12 protein-coding genes and 1 tRNA gene are annotated in these 17,111 nt (G+C 54.3%); 6 read left to right on the forward strand and 7 right to left on the reverse strand.

The genetic code is table 11. The annotated features are described in order from the left end of the window. Positions 1 to 398: 398 nt before the first annotated feature. Both ACQKPE_RS16370 and ACQKPE_RS16375 read left to right on the forward strand, forming a co-directional pair. Positions 399 to 2,513 carry an ATP-binding protein gene (locus ACQKPE_RS16370; protein WP_126584350.1) on the forward strand — a complete coding sequence of 705 codons (2,115 nt, stop codon included), beginning with the start codon at positions 399 to 401 and terminating at the stop codon, positions 2,511 to 2,513. Continuing rightward, the gene (locus ACQKPE_RS16375) at positions 2,510 to 3,862 is read left to right on the forward strand and encodes a hypothetical protein (protein WP_427667423.1); all 1,353 of its coding nucleotides are present in this window, start codon (positions 2,510 to 2,512) and stop codon (positions 3,860 to 3,862) included. The genes ACQKPE_RS16370 and ACQKPE_RS16375 overlap by 4 nt, the downstream gene beginning before the upstream one ends. Here the strand turns inward: ACQKPE_RS16375 and ACQKPE_RS16380 are convergent. Then, complete coding sequence (locus ACQKPE_RS16380; RefSeq protein WP_427667425.1) at positions 3,765 to 4,814, reverse strand: DNA cytosine methyltransferase; 1,050 nt, start codon at positions 4,812 to 4,814, stop codon at positions 3,765 to 3,767. The two genes, ACQKPE_RS16375 and ACQKPE_RS16380, sit on opposite strands and share 98 nt — an antisense overlap. Before the next feature lie 72 nt (positions 4,815 to 4,886). Here ACQKPE_RS16380 and ACQKPE_RS16385 point away from each other — a divergent pair, with 72 nt between their 5' ends. Together ACQKPE_RS16385 and ACQKPE_RS16390 are read left to right on the forward strand one after the other, a co-directional pair. Further along, entirely contained in the window at positions 4,887 to 5,288 is a 402-nt protein-coding gene (locus ACQKPE_RS16385) for a very short patch repair endonuclease (RefSeq protein ID WP_052156993.1), read from the forward strand. A 1,318-nt stretch (positions 5,289 to 6,606) separates the two neighbouring features. Beyond that, positions 6,607 to 6,978 (forward strand): hypothetical protein, encoded by a 372-nt coding sequence (locus ACQKPE_RS16390; RefSeq protein WP_427667427.1) that lies wholly within the window; start codon positions 6,607 to 6,609, stop codon positions 6,976 to 6,978. Here ACQKPE_RS16390 and ACQKPE_RS16395 read toward each other — a convergent pair whose 3' ends face one another. Together ACQKPE_RS16395 and ACQKPE_RS16400 are read right to left on the reverse strand one after the other, a co-directional pair. Further along, positions 6,979 to 9,234 (reverse strand): DotA/TraY family protein, encoded by a 2,256-nt coding sequence (locus ACQKPE_RS16395; protein ID WP_427667429.1) that lies wholly within the window; start codon positions 9,232 to 9,234, stop codon positions 6,979 to 6,981. 292 nt (positions 9,235 to 9,526) lie between these two features. Further along, the gene (locus ACQKPE_RS16400) at positions 9,527 to 9,754 is read right to left on the reverse strand and encodes a plasmid-related protein (protein ID WP_427667430.1); all 228 of its coding nucleotides are present in this window, start codon (positions 9,752 to 9,754) and stop codon (positions 9,527 to 9,529) included. 574 nt (positions 9,755 to 10,328) lie between these two features. Here ACQKPE_RS16400 and ACQKPE_RS16405 point away from each other — a divergent pair. Continuing rightward, positions 10,329 to 10,574 (forward strand): hypothetical protein, encoded by a 246-nt coding sequence (locus ACQKPE_RS16405; protein ID WP_427667431.1) that lies wholly within the window; start codon positions 10,329 to 10,331, stop codon positions 10,572 to 10,574. Positions 10,575 to 10,579: 5 nt separating this feature from the next. Further along, entirely contained in the window at positions 10,580 to 11,008 is a 429-nt protein-coding gene (locus tag ACQKPE_RS16410; protein WP_427667432.1) for a hypothetical protein, read from the forward strand. Positions 11,009 to 11,532: 524 nt separating this feature from the next. Here ACQKPE_RS16410 and ACQKPE_RS16415 read toward each other — a convergent pair. From ACQKPE_RS16415 to ACQKPE_RS16430, 4 genes are all read right to left on the reverse strand, one after another. Beyond that, entirely contained in the window at positions 11,533 to 12,606 is a 1,074-nt protein-coding gene (locus tag ACQKPE_RS16415) for a tyrosine-type recombinase/integrase (protein ID WP_427667434.1), read from the reverse strand. 128 nt (positions 12,607 to 12,734) lie between these two features. After that, positions 12,735 to 12,811: transfer RNA gene (locus ACQKPE_RS16420), tRNA-Ile, on the reverse strand. Positions 12,812 to 12,826: 15 nt separating this feature from the next. Next, positions 12,827 to 16,570, reverse strand: coding sequence for a bifunctional diguanylate cyclase/phosphodiesterase (locus ACQKPE_RS16425; protein WP_427667436.1), 3,744 nt, complete (start codon positions 16,568 to 16,570; stop codon positions 12,827 to 12,829). 115 nt (positions 16,571 to 16,685) lie between these two features. Next, positions 16,686 to 17,111: sigma-70 family RNA polymerase sigma factor (locus ACQKPE_RS16430; protein WP_427667438.1), on the reverse strand; the 426-nt coding region annotated here is incomplete at its 5' end.

The following is a 17,111-nucleotide window of genomic DNA, read 5'->3' on the forward strand; positions in this document are numbered from 1 at the left end:
AACGGTACAGTACGCGAAAGTGCAGGGCAATCAGTACGTTAGCGAACGGTACGTTACAGGTGAGGACCTTCGTGCTGTACCGCTAGTGTACCTGGAAGAGTGGCTTGTTTTGTACCGTCGATCCGGCGTCCCTGCCGGCGCTGGTGTCCAGGCCCCGGGCAAAAAGCCGCCCGGGGCCTGGCTCGGCATCCATGCCTCACCAGCTTCGCTGTTGCAAGGGCGCTGATCTCTGTACCGCTCAGCCTACTGGCTATAGGATAGCTAAATGCCGCGACGGGAACCGGCGTATCGTGCCGATTCGGCTGAAGATGGGCTGCTTTAAGGATTCTTGAGCTGTCAGCGGATTATTTTAGGAAGAATGCACATGCTGATTGATAAAGCATGCTAGGAGTGTCAGTTTGACCAGTCTAAAAATGCGGGTGCAGTCTCATGTACTGAAATTGCTCGGTGATCAGTTGATAGGCCACGATAGGCTTGCCGTGTTTGAGCTGGTAAAGAACTCATATGATGCCGATGCGACAAAAGTCGATGTGACTCTAAACCTGGAGAGTCCTACGCCATTTATTTCCATATCCGATGATGGGTGTGGGATGAATTTAAGTGATATTGAATCAAAGTGGCTAGAAGTAGGGACGGATTCCAAGCGAAGCTCTGCTGGCAAAAAGCCTTCGCCTAGGTTCAAACGCCTGCCGCTTGGCGAGAAAGGGGTTGGGCGCTTAGCTATTCAAAAACTAGGTGAAACAGTTCATGTTGTTACAAAAAAGAAAAATGAGGATGAACTAGAGTTTACAATTAACTGGGACGACTTGGTCGGTGGGGGGAAGTATCTCGATCAGGGTCTTTCTGTGTCTATCGTAACGAATTCTCCACCTAAGTTTATCTTGGGTGAATCCGGCACTACGCTGACGGTTACAGACCTGTCTCGAAGTGAGTGGAGTAAGAGAGAGGTTAGGGACTTGTATCGTTTAATTACCTCTCTTGGGAACCCCATAAATAAAATTGGATCGTTTGAGGTGGTGCTTAACCTACCTGGGCGCGAAGGCGATATTGAGGATCTGCCATCAGCTAAGGATATGTTAAATGCTGCAATGTGGACTTTTGACTTTAGCTTGTCTGATGACGGTGTTTTCTCCTGGGATTATAAGTTCAGCCCTCCTGCATACAAAGGGCTAAAGCCCTCGTCTGAAAGTAAAGCAGGTGACAGGCTGGAGCTTGTTAAGGCGGCTGAAGAGGACGACACGGATGGTGTGCCAGCAATCTTCCTTTCCCCTGAAATGCTTCAAGGTATAGGTCCCATAAAGGGGAAGATTTATGCATATCACCGTCGAACCGAGATACTTAAGGAAACAGGGTCTGCAAAGCTCATTACCGACTGGATCAGATCCCAGGCAGGTGTAAGGGTTTATCGAGACCAAGTCCGCGTATTCAACTATGGGGAGCCGGGAGATGACTGGCTCGGCTTGAATGTCCGTAGGATTAACAGGCCTGCTGGAAAACTGGGTACGGACAGTTTGCTAGGGTATATTGATCTTGACTTGTCTCTCAGTTCTGGGTTGAAAGAAAAGACGAACCGAGAAGGTTTCGATGAGAATTTAACCTATAGAAATCTTCAGCGGGTAGTGCTCAGCATTTTTGATAAGTTTGAGCGTTTGCACGGACCGCACCGGAAAGAAATTGATAAGGCCATCAAGGGTGAGACTAAAATAGTTCCTGTTGAAGAGGCTTTTGAGTCGTTAAAAGAAATTGCGAAGAAAAATAATATTGAGTCTGAGGTTAAACCGGTAGTTGACTCATTGCAAGCACAGTTAAATAGCTATCGCACTGTAATGCTCAATTCTGGCATGGCAGGTTTGAACCTGTCTTTGGCTTTTCATGAGATGGTTCATGGGGTCGATACCCTCACAAGGCAGCTTGAGGCGAACAGTGGTAAGAGTACTCTAGAACAAACAATTACCAACCTTCGAAAGCTTCTCGATACTTTCAAACCTTTGCTGAATAAAGAGCGCCCAAGGAAGATAACTGCCAGGGAGCTAGTGGCCAGAGCTCTTGATATGAACTCAGGACGCTTCAAGAGGCACGAACTTGTACTCTCGAACCGCGTTTCGGATGATGGGGTTTCTTTCCCTGTAAGTGGGCCTTTGAATCTTTTGATGGGGGCTATAAATAACATTATCGATAATGCTATTTATTGGGCAAGATATCAAGCTCAAAAAGTCGGAAGACAAGGCGCAGTGCTAATTATGTCGAGTTGGGATAGCGAGCGCAGGAGTGGTTCGTTGGCGATAATTGATAACGGCCCTGGCTTCGAACTTCCCCTAGATCAACTGTGCACGCCATTTGTTTCAAACCGAGCCGAGGGTATGGGATTAGGTCTCTATTATTCAAAAATGGTAATGGAGTCGATTGATGGGAGCCTGGTCCTGTGCTCGGCGGAGGAGCTACGAGACGAATTTGAGTTTTCTGAAGCTTATGACGGCGCCGCGGTTATTTTCCAGTTCAAGGAAGAAAAATGATTCCGAAATTTGTTCGAGTTGCTGCTGTTGATAATGAGCGCGATCATTTAGATAAAATACATTCTGCTCTAGTTTCTGCTGGTTTTTGGGCTATGCCATTTCTTTATGATCTTGGCTCGGTGAAGCCTCTCCCGCCTAGCCCATACAATGGTGTAAGAATAATCTTCTCGGATATTCATCTTGTTGATGGTGGGATGAATAATATGGCACAGCAGGCACTTGCAATTATTGCCTGTCTGAAGAAGATCGTATGTGATGGCCCTTATGCGTTAATCTTTTGGACCCAATTTCCACAGGACGCGGAGCAGGTGTTTCGCGAGATTCTTGCACGTACAGGCGATGATCTTATTGCCCCTGTCGGTTTCGGATGCATAGATAAAAGTCTGGTGCTGGGGTTAGAGGAAAATCCAGAACGACTACCGGAACTCCTGACACAAATCAATTTGGCTATTGAGAGTTGCGGGGCTCTATTGCTTTCGATCTCATGGGAAGAACGGGTCTCACAGGCAGCGATCCGTTCGACTTATCGCCTATTTGATTTGGCTCACCAGAAAGCGGCTGGTGGCTCACTTGAGCAGTGGCATCAACTATTAGCATACTTGGCAGTAGAAGCTGTCGGTGAGCCACAAGCTAGAAGAACACCTGTTTCCGCGATGGATGCAGCACTTTTACCCATATTAGAAGATCGTCTTCATGTATCCGCTGAAGATGTCGCACCCTTGAATGCATTACTTGAGCAAAAAATTGGCGCTGGAACGGGAGCCGTATCCAAGTCGAGCCTAAATGCCCATTATCTTGTTTCGACTCTAGGAAATGCAGCTGCTTTCGCTTCTAGTCGAGGTGTAGTCTCAGTCATAAACAAAGAAGGCTGGGATGCTGATCAATTAGAATTGTGGGGGCAAACCTGCAATCAAGTTCTGGTCCAGGAATTCTTTTTGTCCGGGCAGCAGAATGTCGATGATGCGCTGTTAGGTACTCTAAAACCGTGTGTAGTAACACTGACCCCAGAGTGCGATGACGTGCAGGGTAAGGTTGGAAGTTTTAGATATCTATTGGGGGTCCTGATACCGTATTCTGAGGCTGTAAGGGGTCGCTATTACAGTAAAAGTAAGAGGCAGTATTCTAATCTTTCAATATTCGACGTCGGAGTTCTATCTGTTGATGTTGGAGACGGTGTGAAGGATTATTGTCTTCTGATCTCCTGCAATAGGTTTTTTGCAAAACCTACTGCAGAACTTTTAAATGTTGAACCTAAGCTGAGGCTACGGCGGGCGACTCTTGAGGAGCTGAGTCATCACTATGCGACTCATGCTCGGAGGCCTGGAGTGATGCGTTTTTCAGTGTATTAGTTTTGGTGCTAAGACTTTTGATAATAGCGGCCATTACGGGGGAGCATACAGCATTACCCAATAGACGAATTCGATTTCGTTTTGTGACTTCCGGGAATATATAATTTCCTGGAAAGCCCATTGCGCGCCGTAATTCGTTTGGTTGTAACATCCGCATGTAGTGGCCCGAGTCAGTCGGCACTACAAGCGCAAACCGATCCACAGTGGTGACGGTGCGAAGCGGGACATCAAGAGATTGCCAGCCTCCTGCACCGTCGTTACCATAGTACACAAGAAGAAATGGAACGCTGTCGCCTAAAGCTGCAATCGCTCTCTCTGCTCGTGTAATTGTATCCGCTGCACGCCCCTCTTTTCGAAGGGGGGTCATTGGCCAGGTTCCGTCAGGGTCTAAGATGTCCTTGGCAGATATTACCTTCTCATTTGTTTTATATACTGCTGCAGGCTCTGATATTAAGTCAGCAATAAGGAATAGACGCTTCCTGCGTTGTGGTACGCCAAAGTCTGCGGAGTCAAGTATCTGTTCACGAAGGTTATAACCAAGCAACTCCAGTTCAGACTTTAGTTCTGGATATCTAGGCCAGGGCTTCATGTGTGTAACATTTTCAAGAACAATCCACCGAGGCTTCATTTCTTTTGCGTATCTAACCACCTGAAGCGCGGTTTCCTTACTTTCCTCGGAACGAGGTTTGTTACCTCGCGCGCAAGTGTGGTGCGTGCACTCGGGCGACGAAAGGAGGAGATCAATCGGCCCGGTCTGCTTGATCACATCAGATGGGGCCAACAGGCGAAGGTCGCCCGTGAAGACTGCGGCACGAGGGAAATTGAGACCAAACGCTTGGGTGGCGACGGGCCACATGTCTACGCCCCCAACGACTTCTGCACCTGCCAGCCGGGCTCCGAGACTGCTACCACCCCCGCCGCAGAACATGTCAAAAACCCTAATCCTTTCCATAGCGTGGCGCTCTCTGTTGAATGGTCGTCACGTTACCAGGTCAAACCCTAAAATCCAAACGGAGCCTCCTCAATGGACGTTCACACCCCTGACCAGCGACGTCGAAATATGGCTGCTATAAGGGGTCGGGATACCAAGCCTGAGCTTGCCCTGAGGCGTATGCTCTGGGCAAAAGGCTTGCGCTATCGAGTACACCCTCGACTCCCTGGTAGGCCAGACGTAGCTTTCGTCAAAGCGAAGCTGGCAGTCTTCGTTGATGGCTGCTTTTGGCATTCCTGTCCAGATCACTGCTCCATACCAGCATCTAACACTGAGTTTTGGACTGAGAAGCTTGCGAGAAATGTCGCTCGCGATAGGTTAGTGGACAACCAGCTCGAGCAGTTGGGGTGGCGGGTGGTGAGGCTCTGGGAGCATGAGATTGAAAATGACCCCACGTTATGTGTGTTGAAAATAAAATCGCTTTTGCAGATCTAGGTTCGGGTTTGCCGCAGTGAACAATCCTGAGGTGATTTACGGGGCGTTACAGATTCACTCGCACATGTTCTCGTGGGGTGGGACTGCGGGTTTGTAGAATCGGTCGAGCAGCCCTTACCTCTATGGGAATCATTCCGCCGCTTCCTTGGCCGATCTGAAATTGGCCGTAGCTACTAGAGGTTTTGCTTACGCAGTGGCCCAGTGCAGCCGAGATATCGTCGTCAGCCAGACCGGCTCGCTTCCAGTCGCTAGCAGCAGCGTTGCGGAGATGATACGGACAGATCCTAAACACTAGTCGCGGCCATAGCTTCTGCCCGGCCGACGACAGCGCAGCACGCCAGTTGGTAGTCTTCTCGATGTTTACTATCATCGCCATCTCTCCGTTGCCCTGTGCACTATTTCGGCAGATATCGCACAGAGCTCTAACCAACGGGTTTTGGTCGATTTTGTAACTGACCTCCCGCCAGGGCTGTCCCTTGTGGTCAGTAACCTTGATTCCGTTGTCTATCCGGATAGTTAACAGCCCGCTCTCTTCGGAGAAAATTACTCTGACACCTTTTTCTAGCTCACCAGGTCGACATCCCGACACTGCCTCTACCAGATATGGAAGTTCGTACCTGCTCCCCTCAAGCTGTTTGTGTAACTGAACCCGCCAGTTACTAGGGAGATACTTTAATTCGGAGCGTTTTGACTTTCGCCTCATCGTGTTGCCGAGTGGGCAATGTCCCTTGTGTCTGTCAATAATGTTTATGATTCCGACGAGGCCTTCAATTACTCCCGCTTGGAGCCTGAGTGCAGCTATATCACCCGTGCGCTGGGCCGAATCTTGTCCTCGCAATGCCTCCTGAAGCTGAATACGGCAACAATGCATTGTTGCGGCTACTCGCCTCCGATACGTGGACTTACTTTTAGTCGCGCAGATCGCTGACCATAATTTCTCAGGATTAGCCCCTTCATCGCCAACCATACGATTGTATTCGCGCACGTAACCATCATCGGTCGACTTGCTTAGCTTTTTGGGTGGCAGCTCTTTTATTAGTTGGCGGGCAATTCTTACGATCTCAAAAATCTCTTCCTGGGTATTCATAGCGCTTTTCCCGTGACCTAAGTCGTTTGAGCTGGCTGGCTGAAAGGGCACCTTTCGCTACGCGAATCGCCGTTCCGGCGACCGGTGCCCACATTCACGCAGCTGCGTGAATGTGATTTCTTTTTAGGTCACTTACGACCTATTCTTTTTAGGTCACGCATGACTCATCGATTTTTAGGTCACATATGACTTTTTCTTTGTCTTATCCTTGTGTAGCTTAAATAAGTTTGCTTGAATATTCTCATCGCCTATGCATGGAGAATTTCAATGTCATCCTCCGGATATCAGGTTGGCTTATCTGCTGGTTACGCCCGCTCTCGCGCAACCCAAGCGTCATACGAAGCTGTAATTGATGAGTGGCGCTTGCACTCAGAGAATCTGAAACGTCAGGTAAACGCTTTGAATGAGCGTATCGAAATCATGCAAGGCCATTTTGAGGCGAATAACTATGTTTTGCTTCTATTGCTGGAGGAGTTAAGAAAGACCTCTCCTAACTCTCCACTGCTGGTAAAGGAAAATAGAGATTCGCTCCGTCAGAAGGCCTTTGATAGATATCTTGAAGATTGCGAATATGAGGGGCAAAGTTCACGCCTCGGGAGATAATTAACCTCCAGGGGGCGGCCCACCCAGCAGTGTGCTGTTGTCTGGCATGCTTCGGCCAGGAGTAGAGTTATCCGGCCCCTTGGAGTGTTTTGCCCCGCCACCCAGACCACCCGCGGCCCCATGCTTCGTTTCTCTGACGCCGGCGACAAACACATCCTGGCCGCTGTCACCCGTGCGCTCCGCGTCGGCGATACCACCAGTAGATCCGTTACCGATCCATCGCAGGATGTTGTCCGGAACCCAGTGAATCAGGCTGAAAACGATATGGACAACCGTCGTCATCATCACCACATAGATGGCCACGTAAGCGATAAAGCTGACGATGCCCGTCATGCTGTCGGCCTGGATCCCCGAGACAACTGACATGAAGGCTGCGTTGATGTAGCCAACGATTGGCTGGGTTAGCAGCATCCCGCCGATGAGGCCAAACAGCATCAGTGCCGGGCGCATCACCAGCGACAGGATCATCATGTACCCCTGTCCAGCTCGGCCAACAGCATCGTCTCCGTCCGGGTGGATGTGGGCCACAGCGAATAGCGGGGCCGCAATTACCGACTCCAGGACAAGAACGAACCAGTTCACGATCGAGGTCACCCAGGTGATGAAAGGGATCATCGGGACGTAGGTACTGAGCGTCACGCCGAAAGCGAACAGCAAAATCAACAGCGTGGTGATCAGGGTTGAGAGAAACTGGAATACCGCTCCTGCGTCGAAACCGACCTTCACTGTGGCCTGTGCTGCCCAGGAGTTCGCGACGCCAGTGGCGCTGGCCATGGCCGCGAGCATCACCTCGCCGGTAGTCACGATGACATCGCCGAAGCTTTTCATCTGGCTCATGTGGTTGAGGTTGGAGCCGGCGATGCTCTGCGTCATCTGGTTGATCGCACCCATGAACGGTGCGGAAATCATCTTTTTGACGTATTCCCATGCCCCTTCACCATCGCGGGGCTCACGCACGTTGGTCTCGGCATAGTAGGTGTTGCGGACCGAGTCGACGCGGTGCTTGGCATACTCGTCGGCGGTGAGCATCACGTCGGCATAGGTCTGGAGTGTCTCCTTGGTCTCCTTGTCGACGATGGCAATGGGATCGGCTGCCGGCAGGCCGTTCAACGTCGATTGCATCACGTCGTTCATTTTGACGATGTGGTTGTACCAGGTGCCGGCGAACAACCAGCCACCGTCCTTGGCGGCTTTGAGGAAATCAGCTGCGGCCCGATCACTGGTCTGCATTACGGCTGTCTTGGCGGCTGCGCGAAGCGAGTTCTCATAGGTGTTCGCTGCGGCGTCTATCACACCTGGGGCAGGCTTCTGTCCAGCTACGATTTGCTGCGCAGTCGGCCGGATGTCCTGGATCATCTGCTGAATGGCTTTGGCGTGGGCGGCGAGAATTGGTTCTTTGATGACCTTGGTGTTGCTGTTGCCTTCCGAGGCCTCCCAGGATTGCTTCCAGGTCAGGGCTCCGCAGACATCGGGGTTCATGTAGGAGTTATCGTTCGCCTTCCACTTGTAGTCGGTGACGGTATAGCTCGCTTTGTTGTACTTCTGAACCATATTGATGCCGCCATAGACCGGTATAGCATCGGTAATGTCAACGTCGATCTCTCCGGTGTTGACGACCTTGCGAGTGGATGCGACGGCTTGGATGCGTGTCGACCGACCAGAGGCCTCGAACTGCTTGTTCATCGCCGCAGTGCAGACTTCGAACTTCAGGATGTTGGCGGCCAGCGGCCGGGAGTCTGGGATGAGTGGTCGGGAAAGCATGCCGTCCTTGCCGATTTGATCGACCGCCTGGCTCCAGATTGCGTCTCCCACACCCACGCCCTGTATCGCAAGCCAGAGCACCATGATCTGGATCAGCGAGTAACCATGCCCGAGCGGCAGCAGCAATGCGCCGCCCGCAGCGGTGCGCAGGGGAATCCAGATGTCGCTCATCTTCCGGCCGAGGACCTCGCCGTCCTGGGCGGAATCTACGGTGCCTTTGATTGTGGTGTAGGCGATAAAAATCATGCCCAAGAACATCACGGCACCACCGAACACGGACATCATGCTGCCCAGCACGTCTTCGGTCTCGCCGCCCTCTACATTCCCGCCAGAGTGGATGGTCCCCACGATCGAGCCGAACACTTCTTCCAGGAAGTCGACGGATGTATCGCCTGGCGGCGGTGTGAACTGGTTCAGTCCGCCTGAGGAGTCAGCGTGAGCTGTGCCTCCGAAAAGAGCGGCCAGAAGTAGACAAAGCAGCAGCGATTTTTTCATCTGGCCGTACCTCGCTGTGACGGCGGTAAAACTAGAGGCGTGGCACTAGCGTCAAACACATACAGCAAGGCATACGGGATGCCTGCGAGCGCATAAAACTGACCCCCGCCGGACAAATACTGTTGCACAGCAAAAAGGGACAGTGCGGCAGTTGTGGGGAACAACCACCAGCCTGGCAATCCACCCCAGGCGCGATGTTGCCCCAAGGGGACTGCTAGGTTGGTGAGGAGTAGAAGAAGATAGAGCACTCTGTGTGTTAGACGGCTAAAACGCGGTGAGTCCAACCAGCTGGTTAGGCTTGGCATGCGAGGATCTCCGCAACTTCTGGCGTTCTGTAATAAACACGGCGACCAACTTTTACAGAGGTGCCATTTAGGCTTTTGCAAAAGTTGTCATTCTTGTAGCGAGTTAGGTGGGCGCGAAGAGCTTCTGGTGATCTGCCAAGTAGCTTGGCAAGTTGGGTGGGAGACATTAGAAGACCAAATTCTGCGACCATGGCTTCTTCGAATTTATTTTTCACCGGGATTCTCCACAGCTGAATGGTAAGTGCTGTGGTTATTTAAAGTGTCCGAGCAGAGCTTGGTCAACTAGCGTGAAATGATCTTTTGTGCTGTCTTGTTGTTATTGTGGCGTTTTGTTGCGTATTAATTGATATTATCAGTTATTGTTTAGGTGTTTTTAATTCTAAGGGCTTATTGGTTTGTGGGTTTTATATGAATAAAAGATCTAAGAATATTTTCCCCATAAATATTCACCTTCGCCCCATAACCTTTCACTTTTAACCCCATAGACTTTCACCTTTGCTCCCCATAAATTTTCACCTATTAAAATTGTCGCCCCATATCTCTTCACCTTTCGCCCCATATCTTTTCACCCTAGGCCCCATAAACGTTCACCTTTAGCTGAGAAAGTCCTTTAAATTCAATTGTTTATGAAAAAAGTAATGGTTTCTTCTGTTTGTATGTATTAAAGAAAAAACAAACAGAAAGACTCGAGGGCTGGACTAAAATTAGTGGGTGGGGATAAAGTGACGACGCTGGATAGGGTTGCAGCCCTACCCAGCGTCTGACCAAAAAGATCGACAGGAGATCCTAATGGCTTCCAGTATCCTACCACGTCAGCTTTTTCCCCAAAACCTCACGCATGATTTACTAACAGAAGTCGCACCAGAGCTTGATACCCTCAATGGTGAGATGCTGTTAGAAAAGTTCACTGGTATGTTGCAGCCAGCTCTGGATGCTGTTGTAGGTGCATACAAAGTGGCGGCTGCGAGCAAAGTGACAGAGCAAGCATTCCAGTTGTTTTTAGAAAACCTCGTTGTAGCTGCTGGTGAGGAATAAGGCTGATGCATCCGCTGAAGAGGTTGGTTCGGGGAGAGCTTCATAACGCCGATCCTGGAGTATTGGTTGAGACTGCTTTGAATCTTTGGTACCACCCTGACCCTATGCCTCTGGTTTTAGAGGTCGTTAATGGTCTCCAAGAGATGGAATTGCGTCGAGCCCTGTATACCCTGGATCGCCTGAGGCGTTACGGAACCGCGATGACCGAACGACGATACCTAGAGTTAACCGAACTGGTGTGCCAATCGCGTTGGGAACCCTTGAAAGTTGTCTTTGTGCTCTCGCCGCCACCTCCTTGGGGGCGCAGTGCAAAATGGCCAGATGTGCTCGCGCAGGGGTGGGGTTTAGGTGAGGAAGAGCGGCTGAATACCGCCTGCATCTTGAAGTACCAGACCCGCCATTATGCGGCTGAACATCGTAGAGGTCAGAACTGAGGGGCGCAGAGTGAGCTGGTGAGGCATGGATGCCGCGCCAGGGCCGGGCGGCTTCATGCCCGGACCTGGCCACCAGCGCCGGCAGGGAGGCCGGAAACGGATATATCAGCCTGCGGTGAGTTCCTTGTCTACGCGTTGTAGTAGGAGTTGCTCGACTTCGCTCCAGTAGTATGCCCTAGACTGGAATCGATGCAGGACAAGCCGTAGGAGCTCAGGATCTTTGATGGGTTGCCGTTGGAATGCTTGCAATGTCTGAAGATCCAATCCGAGCTGTCGATTAGCAAATCTGTCCCTCGGCAGCTTTGCTAAGGTAGCTCCACGCTCAATCAGACTCGACTTCAATGAGCGAAGTAGATCGAGCGCAGCTGGCCCTGATGATGCATCTGAGCAGTCGGGTTCATGGAAAATCCTTTTCTTGATGAACTCTGCTCCGAGCGCCTCGCATCTATCTGACTCTGCGGGTACTAGCAGCGGCTCCAGCAACTCTACCTGGTTACAGCTCTGTTGGCGAAAACTGCGGACATTCATGTCGTTGGTCTCCGTTTCGGGAGGGCATCCAGATCTTTGACGAGGTCTCTCCCACGTAGGTGGGTGTAGCGCCGGAGTTCCTGCATTGACTTATGCCCGCTTTGCGCTGCTACCTTTTGGTCTGACCATCCAGCCTCCACGAGCCTGCTTATGCCTTCATGGCGCAGATCGTGAAAACGAAAATCAGCCATTCCCAGTTCTTTCTTAAGAGAGCCCCAGATTTTAGTAAAAGCGTAAGGGCGCCTCTTTTTATCCTTACCAAGTTCGCCAAAGAAAACTAGGTCACAATCCTTCGGGCGAGTGGGGTTAGCAAGAGCAGCTCTAAAGGCTTCGGTGGCGAGGGGGCTGAGTGCGACCTCGCGTGGACTCCCGTTTTTGGTGTCTGGAAGGAATGCTATGCGATGTTGAAGGCTGATTTGGTGGCAACGCAGACCAGTGATTTCCGATGAACGCATTACCGTTTCCAGCGCAATCAAGGCGATCCAGCGCAGCATCGGATTGCTGTGATTGTTCAACGCAGCGAACAGTCGGTGTTCTTCATCGTCAGATAGTCGACGATCACGTCTTGGACCAGGACTTGGCTTACGAATATTCAAGACAGGATTGAAGGTGAGCCCCAAACCCCATTCCTTGATTGCTACGGTGTAGAGGTGGCTGAGTAGAGCTAGTTCCAGGCGAACTGTGTTGTTGCTGATCGGGCGACCTCGCTTGCTAGTCGATGCGAGCCTGTTGTCTCGATAGTCAGCAATGATTTCAGCAGAAAGTGCAGCAAGAGAGTATTTGCCAAGGTGTTCTATGAGTTGCTTCGCTTTGGTGGCCTCAGCTTTGCGCGTGCTGGGTTTCTTGGTCGGTGTGACATCTGCCAGGTAACGCTCCAATGCTTTCTCCAGGGTCATTCGCTCGGAGCCGCTGCGTTGGATGTACACACCTCGTACCATTTCATCTTCGGTGCGGCGTGCCCAGTCCTCTGCGTCGCGCTTGGTGCGGAAGGTCTTGGCGTTGGTCGGCCAGCCCGTTTTGCGAATGACTGCTTTCCAAGTACCGGAGGGGGTTTTAACAATTGTGGCCATCTGAGAAGGACTCCAAAGGCAGGCTGGCGTACCAGCACTGTACCGATTTTGTACCTTTGGACCAAAGGACTGATCCTGGCGCCACTACCGTAGAAAGCGAAAAGCCGCGCAATGCGCGGCTTTGAAGGTGGTGGGCCCACACGGACTCGAACCGTGGACCAAAGGATTATGAGTCCTCTGCTCTAACCAACTGAGCTATAGGCCCCAGAGGTGCGCCGGATTATAACGAGGGTTTGCTAAGCGTGCCATCCGAAAGATCCGATAGTGCTATACGAAGGAAAGTCACGGCAAACTCGTCGGCAGGCAGGGGCAGGCTGACGATATAACCCTGGATCTGCTCGCACCCTTCGGCCGCCAGGAACTGCTGCTGCGCCTGGTTCTCCACGCCCTCGGCGATGATCGTCAACTGCATGCTGCGGCCCAGGGCGATGATCGCGCGGGCGATCGCGGCGTCGTGCGGGTCGTCCGGCAGGCCGCGGATGAACGACTGGTCGATTTTCAGGATGTCCAGCGGCAGGCGCTTGAGGTAGCTGAGTGACGAGTAGCCCGTGCCAAAGTCATCGATCGCCAACTGCACCCCCAGTTGCTTGAGCTGGTGCAGCACGGCCAGGGCTTCCTCGGCCTGGCTCATGATGAAGTTCTCGGTGATCTCCAGTTGCAGGTCGCCGGCCTTGAGCTGGAAGGTCTTGAGCAGGTGTTCGATGCGCCGGGCCAGGTGAGGCTGGCGCAACTGGGCGCCGGCGAGGTTGATCGACAGTGGGCCGAACGCGTGGTAGCGCTTCTGCCAGGCGTGCATCTGCCGGCAGGCCTGCTCCAGCACCCAGTCGCCGAGTTGCAGGATGGTGCCGTTCTCTTCCGCCAGGTGGATGAACTGCTCTGGCGGTACTTCGCCAAAGGTCGGGTGCTTCCAGCGAATCAAGGCTTCGGCGCCCACCAGGCTTTGGGTCTTGAGGCTGAACTTGGGCTGGTAGTACAGGCTCATTTCGTTGCGCTCGATGGCTCGGCGCAGTTCGTGCTCCAGCGCGATGCGTTCGCTGGCCTGGGCGGTCAGGTCAAGGGTGTAGGCTTCGACGCGGTTGCGCCCCTTGGCCTTGGAGCGGTACATGGCCGCGTCGGCATTGCGGATCAACGTGGAGACATCGCTGCCGTCCTGAGGGTACAGGCTGATGCCGATGCTGGCGCTGGTGAAGAACTCGTGTTCGCCTGCCTGCACTGGGGCGTGGAAGCAGGCCAGCAGCTTGCTGGCGATGGCGCTGGCATCGCTGGGGCGGTGCAGCCCGGGCAGCAGGATGATGAATTCGTCGCCGCCCAGGCGGGCCACGGTATCGACATCACGCACCTGCTCCTTCAGACGCTGCGCGATGCCCTTGAGCAGCAGGTCGCCGACCGGGTGGCCGAGGCTGTCGTTGATGTGCTTGAACCGGTCGAGGTCGAGGAACAGCACCGCACCCTGGTGGTTGGAGGCCTGGGCGCAGGTCAGCGCCGATTGCAGGCGGCTTTCGAACAAGGTGCGGTTGGGCAGGCCGGTGAGTGGGTCGTGGTGGGCCTGGTAGTCGAGCTTGGCCTGGGCATGCTTGAGGCTGGAGATGTCGGCGAATACCGCAACGAAATGGGTGATCTCGTGCTCGCTGTTGCGCACGGCGCTGATGGTTAGCCAGCCGGGGTACAGCTCGCCGTTCTTGCGCTTGTTGTAGATCTCGCCTTGCCAATGGCCTTCGGCGGTGAGCTGGTGCCATAGAGCTGCATAGAAGGCGCTGTCGTGCTGGCCGGAGGCGAGCAGGCGTGGCGTTTGGCCGAGGGCTTCGCTTTCGCTGTAGCCGGTGATTTCACTGAACGCGCGGTTGACCGCGCTGATGCGTTGGTCGGTGTCGGTGATCAGCACGCCTTCGGCGGTGTTCTCGAATACCGTGGCAGCCAGTTGCAGTTTCTCCTGCATCAAGTGGCGTTCGGTGATGTCGCGGGCGATGGTCAGCATGCAGTCCTCGCCGCCGATCGGCAGCGGGCGCGCGGACAGTTCGCAGAGGCGGATCTGGCCGTCGCTGCGGCGGATATGGCAACTGAAGTCGCGTACATAGCCGTCGCGCTGGAGCTGTTCGATCATTCGCCGACGTTCGTTGAGGTCGACCCAGATACCCAGGTCGAGGCTGGTCTGGTCCTGGGCGGGGTTGATGTCGTAGCCGGTCAGGCGGCAGAAGCCCTCGTTCACCTCGAGCAGCAGGCCATCGCTCTGGCGCGACAGCAGCAGGCCGTCGGGCGAGGCGTGGAAGGCTTTGGCGAATTTTTCTTCGGAAATCTGCAACTGTTGTTGGGTCTGCTTGAGCTGGCTGATGTCGCGCACCGCCACCACCAAGGCGGGCGTGCCATCGAGGTCGAAGGTTTCTGCCGAGGTCAGGCCGGTGAACAGCTGCCCATTGCTGCGCCGGAAGCTCATTTCCAGGTTGCGGATGCCGCCCCGGTGCAGGCGCTCGAGCAGCGCTGGGCCCGTGCCGGCGACGCCCCACAGGCCCAGCTCGGTGGCCGTGCGGCCGATCACCTCGGAGGGGCCCAGGCCGATCTGCTCCTCGAAGGCTTCATTGACTTCCAGCAGGCAGCCATCGCTCTGCCGGGCAATCAACAGGATGTCTGGGCACTGCTGGAACACCGAGGCGAACTTCTGCTCCGACAGGCGCAAGGCATCCTCGGTGCGCTTGGTTTCGCTGATGTCGATCATCAGGCCGCGCATCAGCGGTTTGTGACCGTGCTCGATCATGCTGACGATATTGCGCACCCAAATCGAATGGCCGTCGGCGCGAATGACCCGGTAGTCGAGCGCATGATCGCGCCCGGCAGCGGTTTCGCTGTCGCAGTAGGCCTGGGCCCACAGGGTGTCCTCGGGGTGCAGGATGCTGCGCCAGAACCCCGGCTTGAGCCATTCGCGCAGGGGGTAGCCGAGCAGGTTCTCGGCGTGAGGGGAGACGTAGCTGTAGGTGTAGTCGTTGGCGTCGGCCTCCCAGGCGATGGCCGACAAGCTCTCGACCAGGCTGCGGTAATGGTATTCGCTGCTGCGCAGCTCCTGTTCCAGGGCGATGCGCCGGGAAATTTCCGAACTCAGACGCCGGTTGATGCGCAGCATGGCCGCCAGTACCAGCAGTACCAAGGCGAGGGTAGGTAGGCCGTAGAGCAGCATGTCGTGCCAGAACGTGCGCTGGTCGATGACGTTGCCGACCCAGCGTTGCTGGATCTTGTCGATCTCGCTGCTGCTAAGGTCGGCCAGGACCTTGTCGAGAATGCCGATCAAGACCTTCTGTTCGCGTGGCGCGGCCATGGCCAACTGGTAGCGGTAGGGTGTCTCGCCACTGACATAGAGCCCGTCGAGCTTGAGCTGGCGCAGGCTCCAGATGCTCGAGGCGAGGTCACCCACCACCGCGTCCACTTCATCGGTGGCCAGGGCCTGGAGGGCCGAACTGACGTTGGGCAAGGCCACCAGGTTAAGGTCCGGGTGGTGGGTGCGCAGCAGTTCGTGGGGTGCGTAGTTCTCGACCACGGCGACTTTCAGGCCGTACAGATCCTTGAGCGTGTGTGGCTGCGAGCCGCCCTCGTGGGCCAGGATCACGATGGGGAAGTCCAGGTAGGGGCGGGTAAAGGCCAGGTAGGCCTGGCGCTCGGGGGTGGACATGATGCCGGGCAGCAGGTCGATGCGGTTCTGCCTGGCTTGCTCCAGCACCTGGGTCCAGCTGATGGGCTCGACCGGCTGCAGCGTCACCCCCAGGCGTTCCTGGATCAAGGCGATATAGTCGGCGGCCAATCCCTGGTAAAGACCTTCCTGGTCGCGAAATTCGAACGGTGGCCACGAGGCATCCACTCCCAGGCGCAGCTGCGGGTGGGCGCTGAGCCAGGCTTTTTCCTCATCGGTCAGGGCAAGGGCGCCGGCCGTTGTGTTCCAGACGAGCAGGAGCAGCAACAGAAGGGCCGGCATCAGGGGCATGGCGACCTCTCGAATCAGGGGGCTGCTTCGAGTGTAGACCGGTGATGCGGGGCGTGTGCCCTTGCAGATGCAGGCGTGGAAAAAGAAAAACCCCGGCCTGGGCCGGGGTTCGTCTTCACTCGTCGAGGAAGGAGCGCAGGTGCTCGCTTCGCGTCGGGTGGCGCAGCTTGCGCAGCGCCTTGGCTTCGATCTGGCGGATCCGCTCGCGGGTCACGTCGAACTGCTTGCCTACCTCTTCGAGGGTGTGGTCGGTGTTCATGTCGATACCGAAACGCATGCGCAGCACCTTGGCTTCGCGTGCGGTCAGGCCCGAGAGCACGTCACGGGTGGCTTCCTTGAGGCTTTCGACTGTGGCCACGTCGATCGGGGACTGCATGGTTGAGTCCTCGATGAAGTCGCCCAGGTGCGAATCTTCGTCGTCACCGATCGGCGTTTCCATGGAGATCGGCTCTTTGGCGATCTTCAGTACCTTGCGGATCTTGTCCTCAGGCATTTCCATACGCTCGCCCAGCTCTTCCGGGGTCGGTTCGCGACCCATTTC

Source organism: Pseudomonas sp. NPDC089554 (genome assembly GCF_050280645.1).
In the GTDB taxonomy this organism is placed as follows: domain Bacteria; phylum Pseudomonadota; class Gammaproteobacteria; order Pseudomonadales; family Pseudomonadaceae; genus Aquipseudomonas.

What these genes read in the sequence shown, in the direction of transcription:
- ACQKPE_RS16375 (WP_427667423.1), top strand. Translation starts at nt 2,510, where the DNA reads ATGATTCCGAAATTTGTTCGAGTTGCTGCTGTTGATAATGAGCGCGAT.
- ACQKPE_RS16380 (WP_427667425.1), bottom strand. Translation starts at nt 4,814, where the DNA reads ATGGAAAGGATTAGGGTTTTTGACATGTTCTGCGGCGGGGGTGGTAGC.
- ACQKPE_RS16385 (WP_052156993.1), top strand. Translation starts at nt 4,887, where the DNA reads ATGGACGTTCACACCCCTGACCAGCGACGTCGAAATATGGCTGCTATA.
- ACQKPE_RS16395 (WP_427667429.1), bottom strand. Translation starts at nt 9,234, where the DNA reads ATGAAAAAATCGCTGCTGCTTTGTCTACTTCTGGCCGCTCTTTTCGGA.
- ACQKPE_RS16405 (WP_427667431.1), top strand. Translation starts at nt 10,329, where the DNA reads ATGGCTTCCAGTATCCTACCACGTCAGCTTTTTCCCCAAAACCTCACG.
- ACQKPE_RS16410 (WP_427667432.1), top strand. Translation starts at nt 10,580, where the DNA reads ATGCATCCGCTGAAGAGGTTGGTTCGGGGAGAGCTTCATAACGCCGAT.
- ACQKPE_RS16415 (WP_427667434.1), bottom strand. Translation starts at nt 12,606, where the DNA reads ATGGCCACAATTGTTAAAACCCCCTCCGGTACTTGGAAAGCAGTCATT.
- ACQKPE_RS16425 (WP_427667436.1), bottom strand. Translation starts at nt 16,570, where the DNA reads ATGCCCCTGATGCCGGCCCTTCTGTTGCTGCTCCTGCTCGTCTGGAAC.